Source organism: Halomonas sp. BC2 (genome assembly GCF_002078115.1).
Taxonomy (GTDB): Bacteria; Pseudomonadota; Gammaproteobacteria; order Pseudomonadales; family Halomonadaceae; genus Vreelandella; species Vreelandella stevensii.
In genome coordinates this window covers 71,865-77,674 of the sequence record NZ_LFGT01000009.1, presented here as the reverse complement: position 1 = coordinate 77,674, position 5,810 = coordinate 71,865, and the positions used below count along the sequence as shown (strand labels likewise).

General features: G+C 62.0%; 5 protein-coding genes and 1 pseudogene. All 6 read right to left on the bottom strand.

Annotation, left to right across the window (positions count from 1 at the left end):
• Positions 1 to 550 (bottom strand): annotated as a pseudogene (locus tag B7L71_RS06765) (16S rRNA methyltransferase); the annotation flags it as partial.
• Positions 547 to 1,365, bottom strand: coding sequence for a methyltransferase domain-containing protein (locus B7L71_RS06760; protein WP_081136893.1), 819 nt, complete (start codon positions 1,363 to 1,365; stop codon positions 547 to 549). The gene B7L71_RS06760 and the pseudogene B7L71_RS06765, both read right to left, overlap by 4 nt.
• Before the next feature lie 49 nt (positions 1,366 to 1,414).
• Complete coding sequence (locus B7L71_RS06755; protein ID WP_081136891.1) at positions 1,415 to 2,932, bottom strand: amidase; 1,518 nt, start codon at positions 2,930 to 2,932, stop codon at positions 1,415 to 1,417.
• 148 nt (positions 2,933 to 3,080) lie between these two features.
• On the bottom strand, positions 3,081 to 4,160 hold the full coding sequence (locus tag B7L71_RS06750; RefSeq protein ID WP_249273210.1) for a methyl-accepting chemotaxis protein: 1,080 nt from the start codon (positions 4,158 to 4,160) through the stop codon (positions 3,081 to 3,083).
• Positions 4,057 to 4,764: a PAS domain-containing protein gene (locus B7L71_RS06745; RefSeq protein ID WP_081136861.1), complete on the bottom strand. Its 708-nt coding sequence runs from the start codon at positions 4,762 to 4,764 to the stop codon at positions 4,057 to 4,059. Before B7L71_RS06745 ends, B7L71_RS06750 begins: the two co-directional genes overlap by 104 nt.
• A 48-nt stretch (positions 4,765 to 4,812) precedes the next feature.
• Positions 4,813 to 5,810, bottom strand: a 998-nt coding sequence (locus tag B7L71_RS06740; RefSeq protein ID WP_139790075.1) for a diguanylate cyclase, incomplete at its 5' end; no start/stop codon positions are given.

Genomic DNA, 5,810 nt, shown 5'->3' with positions numbered 1-5,810 from the left:
CTAGGGTGTCGAGGAGTAGCAAGGTTCCTTCGTCGACCTTGCCATGGCCAAACACACCAGGGTGGCTCACCAGCGTCATGCCCAGCGCTTCGAAGCGCTGCCACTCATCTGGCTGCTCGGGCAGCGCCACAGTGCGGCTGGCAAACAGTGAACAGCGGCGTGCGTTGTCCAGCTTGTCACACCCCATGCCCAGCGCTGCCAGCAGCTTCGGCACACGCTTGATCCCGCCCTGGTGCTCCCCCACGATCTCGAAAGGCGTGTTCTCGGGGAGCCATTGGCACAGCCAGCGCAACCACCACGTGCCCAAGGCATGCGCCTTGGGCCAGAACAGCACCACGCGGCCAGCGGGCTCTGCATTCATGGGCGCCAGCGGGCTACTGGCCAGCTTTCCAGCATCCTGCCACTGCTGGCGCAGCGCCACATCGCCACTGATCATGGCGGTAGAGCGCTCCACCAGCCAGCCGTCGGCAGGCGGAGCGATGGGCAGCAGTTGAGCCGCAGGGCCATGGTAACGTTCGAGAAGTTGGCTGGCGGGCAGTTGAGCGCTCATGCATCGGCCTCGGGTTTGGTGAAGGTGTAAAGTAGATAGCGGCCCAGCCGCCAATGGGGCTCCTGGCGGCAGTACTGGCGTTCCAGCGCCATGAGCGCGGCCTGGTCGTCAGCGCTGGCAGGGGCCTGGCGCAGGTAGTCCTGAAAGATACGAATGCCCGCCACGTCGACCATCTCCAGACTGCAGCTATCGGCCCAGCCCAGAACTTGCGCGTGGGTCATGGGTGAAATGGGGGTCAAGCGCTGGCGACGCCCCTTGCCTGCCAACTGGTCGCCCAGCGCCTTGCTCAAGTTGCCCTTCACCACGTTGGAGAAGCGCAGCGCATCGCGGTTGAACACCATCAGGCTCAGCTGGCCACCGGGGGCCAGCAGGCTGGCCAGGGTAGCCAGCGCCTGGGCCGGGTCGCCCAGCCACTCCAGCACCGCATGACAAGTGATCAGCGGCCAGGGCCCGGGGGCTTGAACGGGCAACGCTTGCAACGGTGCCGCAACGTAGTGCAGCGCGTCGGCATTGAAAGCACCTTCGCTGACCCGCTGGTCATGCCATGCCTGGGCGTGTGCCAACATATCCTGGGAAGGCTCTGCCATGGTCACCGCATGCCCCCGCTCGGCCAGCCAGGCCGACAGCTGTCCCAGGCCGCCGCCTACATCCAGTACCGGCTGGGCGTTCAGGTTCAGCATCTGAGGCAGCAGGTAATCCAGCATGGCCAAGCGCAGCTCTCCACGCGGGGCCTGATACAGCGAGCGGGAAAATTTCTCCGCCAGACCATCGAAATAACGGTCGCCCGCCTCGGTCAGTTCGTAGGATGGGTGCATGCAGCAAGCTCTAGATAGAATCACGGTCGTCGATTGACGGGGGCGTAGTTTACCCTGCCTGAGCTGCAAACGCTTGCCGAGGCAGCCTCGCCTGCCAGTTTTCCTGCTGCTCCAGGGCGGCGGCCAACTGCAGCAACTGGCGGTCTTCCCCCAGCCGCCCAACCACTTGCACCCCCACGGGCAAGCCGCTTTGCGCCACGTGCATCGGTAGCGACATGGCAGGCTGGCCGGTCAGGTTGGCCAACTGGGTAAAGGGCGTACGGCTCAGGGCATCGACGGCCAGTCGCTTCAACAGCCCCGCCTTCAGGGCCAGCGCGGGCAGGCCCGGCACCGCCAGCAGCGCCATCAGCCGTTCGCGCAGGGCCGACGGGTACAGCTCCCCCAACCTAGGCGCGGTGTCTGCGGCCACGGGCAGCACCAGCACATCATGACGCTGATGAAACTGGCTCATCTGCTCGGCGGCCACGTGCCAGTAGCGCTTGGCCGTCTCGTACTCCCAGGCAGAGAGTTTGGCGCCCAGGCGGCCAATGGCTCGGGTAGAAGGCTCCAGAGGCAGGCGGCCGAGCGGCACGCCGGTTTGCTGACTGATCCAGCGCAGGTCTGCCGCCAGGTGGCCCAGATAGAGCGTCAGGTAACTGTCGGCAAGCGCCTCACCGTCGACCGGCGGGTCGCACCACGCTACCGTGTGCCCCATCTCCTCCAGCCGCTGGGCGGTTTTCTCGATGGCCATTTTCACCTCTGGGTTCAACCGTGTACCCACACTGCGCCCCAAAGGCTCCCCCAGAGAGATCGCCACCCGCAAGGGTGGGCAGGGTTTCGACAGCGCCTCCACATAGCCGCGTTCCGCAAGCACCGGGTAAGGGCCCGAAGGCACCATGCCGTTGACCTCTTCCAGCAGGGCCGCACTGTCACGCACGCTCCGCGTGATCGCATGCTCCACGACCGCCCCCTGCCACACTTCACCATGGGCTGGCGCCAGCGGCACGCGGCCCCTGGAAGGCTTGAACCCGAACAGCCCGCAATAGCTGGCAGGAATACGAATGGAACCGCCGCCATCGCCTGCCAGCGCCAAGGGCACCATGCCCCCGGCCACCGCGGCCGCCGCTCCACCGCTGGAACCACCGGGCGAATAGCCTGCGCACCACGGGTTTTCAGGGTGGGCAAATGCCTTGGGCTCCGTGATGCCCATCAAGCCAAGCTCCGGCGTGGCCGTTTGGCCCACCACCACCAGCCCCGCCCTGCGCGAGCGCTGGATGAACAGCGAATCCTCGGCAGGCCGCCAGTCGCGTAACGCAGCACTGCCGAATGCCAAGGGCTCCCCTTTGAGCGCCATCAACAAATCCTTGCTCAAGGTGGGCACACCGGCAAAACAGGCCGAACTTTCTACCTGCTGGCTTTCACGACGCGCCTGCTCGACCCGCATGCGCACCACGGCCTGCAGCGCCGGGTTAGCCTGCTCGATGGCCACCAGCGCGGCTTCCAGCACCTCTTCCCGGCTCACCTGCCCGCCACGAATCAGCGCTGCCAGCCCCGTTGCGTCGTACTGTTGATACTCGTGCACGTGCATCGCCACCCTCCCGGTTTTCTTTCAGCGTAGCAAAGGCCAGGCGGCGACACTGCTCCTCCCCTGGACAGCGTGATAGGCAAAACGCCCTCTAAACAAAAAAACCAGCCGCCCAAGCGGCTGGTGTCAGGACCAGGAGAAAGGAGTGAGCTCAGAACTGCTCCCAGTCGCCTGCCGTAGCGTGCTTCGCGGGTAGCGCAGGCTTACCCTTGATGCTATCGAGACGAAGCGAATCGGGTCGACGAAGCCCAGGCAGCTGGTGGGTGTTAGCGCTGCGGCTGGAGGTCCTGAACGCATTTACGCTGTTACTCAAGGAAGCGGCTTCTCCACTGAGCGCATCGGCCACTCGGCGGTAGCTCTCCATGTCGGATGCACTGGCTTGCGTCGTGCTGTCGATCTCAGCAATGGCCAGCCCGATCTGGGCGACTCCATCGCTCTGCTCGCTGGCGGCGCGGCTAATTTCTCCCATCAGGTCGTTGACCCGCTGACTGGCCTGCTTGATGCGCAGCGTGGCCGTCTGAGTTTCACGGGTGTGGGCCACGCTTTCCAGAACACTCTGGTTGGTGTCCACGATCATGCGCTGCACTTCCTTGGCCGCTTCGGCAGTCTGGTTGGACAGCTTGCGCACCTCTTGCGCCACCACCGCAAAACCACGCCCATGCTCCCCTGCCCGGGCGGCTTCCACGGAAGCGTTCAAGGCCAGGATATTGGTCTGGAAGGCAATCGAATCGATGGTTTGCACCATATGTTTCATGCGTTCCGACTGCTTGGTCAACGCCTCCATTACCTGCGCCAGCTCATCGGTCAATCGCGATGCCGTACTGACCTCCGCCAGGTTGGAGTCTGCCGCCTTGCTTGCCAATTCTGCGTTGGAAGCACTCTGACGCACGGTGCTGGAGATCTCTTCCATACTGGCTGCGGTTTGCTGAATAGCGGATGCCTGTTGCTCCAGACGATCCGCCATATTGCTATTATTGCTGAGAATCTGGTCCACCACCGGGCTGATGACTTCCATATTGCGCTGGATATCACTGGCCGTGGACAGTAGCGAGCGCCGCATCAGTTGCATTGCTTCCAGCGTTTGGCGAAGCGACTGCCGCTGGTGGGAGGGAATAGTGGCATTCAGGTTACCTGCCGCCAACTGCAGCGCGATATCCTTTAGTGAGAGCACCGAGCGATTCAGCGAGCCCAGCAGCAAGGCATTGACACCACACACCAACCCGGCCAACACTAGCGCCAACACACCCAGCTGCCAGCCCCCCCAGCGCAAAGTGCTGAGTGACCGCTAGGCCCCCGCCCAACAGCATCACGCTAGCAAAGCTGGCGACCATCAAACGCGTCTTGACCCCTTCCCACTGAATGGAAGACAACTTGCCCCGCAAGCCACGCCGCTTAAGCTGCCCGCGTTTCACATAGTAAGGGCAGGTCTTTTCGCGCATTTGGCGATAAATGTTTTCGAAATAGCGGACCTTTTCTTCGCTTGCGAAAGAACGCAGCGAGGCATACCCCTGCAGTTCGCCCTTGTCCATCACTGGCACCACATTAGCGTGCACCCAGTAGTGGTCACCGTTTTTGCGACGGTTCTTGACGTAGCCCTGCCAGGAGGAGCCTTCGCGCAGAGTGGCCCACATATCACGGTATACTTCCGGCGGCATATCCGGGTGACGCACCACGTTGTGAGGTTCGTTTATTAGCTCTTCGATCTCAAAGCCACTGACCTCTATAAACCGAGGGTTCGCGTAGGTAATATAGCCATTGATATCCGTACGTGAAATCAAAAAGTCATCAGGATCAATAGGATAGTTCACCTGGGAGATATAGCCATTGTTTCTCATCACACACCCCCTCGTTATTGACTGCCTTGGCAGCACCCATCATTGGGCTTATGTAACTACTATAGAGGAAGATATTAAAAAAGTAACTAGGCCAGCAGGAGATGTGACATTTGTTGACATTTGTTGACATTTGTTGACATGATCGATGTCGATCATCAACAGGCAAAGCGGCTGCCCACTCTGGGCGGCGCGCTCCATCTCTTCATCCAGCAGCGTATCGAAGTGGCGCCGATTGGGCAGCCCGGTCAAGGCGTCCTGGAGCGACAATCCCTTCAACTGGTCCACCAGTTGATCCAGCTCCGCCGTACGCGACTTCACCTGCGCCTCCAGCGTCAGGTTCGCCAGCGCCAGCTGCCGCTGCGTGAAACGGTAATGCCACAGCGAGACCCCCACGATGGCCATCGAAAAGCCCAGCGCCCCAACGCTCAAAGGCACTTGCCGCAGCGCCACCAGCCCGTGGGCCACCAGCATATCGAGCACCAGCAAAGGCGCGAACATTACAAAGCTGAACACCAGCAAACGTTGCTCCAACGCCAAGCGGCGCCATGCCACCAGGGTGATCAGCAGCATGCAGGGCAACGTCAGCAACAGCAGCACGTCAAACACGGAAAAGGTCAGGGCCAAGTTCAAGAAGCCGAACTGCACCAGCCCCATCGTCACCACCAGATACCCCAGATGAAGCTGCCAGAAACGCGCCATCCAGCGCTTGGCCGACCCCACCAACCAGTGGCTCAACAGCAGCCCCATGGCAATGGGCAAGGTAAAATAACTGGCGGCGCGCAGCATGTCCCAGGCCAAGGGGGCATCGGCAATCAGCTGCCTGGCAGGCGTTTCGGCCAACAGCATCAATCCGGAAGCACAGGCGAACAGCGCCGTGGCACCAAAGCCTCGCCGGTCAGGGCCCATCAGCGCAAAAATACCCGCAAGCGTTGCCAACAACAGGCTGAATGCACTGACCGCCAGGTCTTTTGCTGACGCCTTCAGCATCGCCTTGAGGGCGCCCAGGCGGTCCATGACCCGAACATCGCCCCTTGACGTCCTCCCCG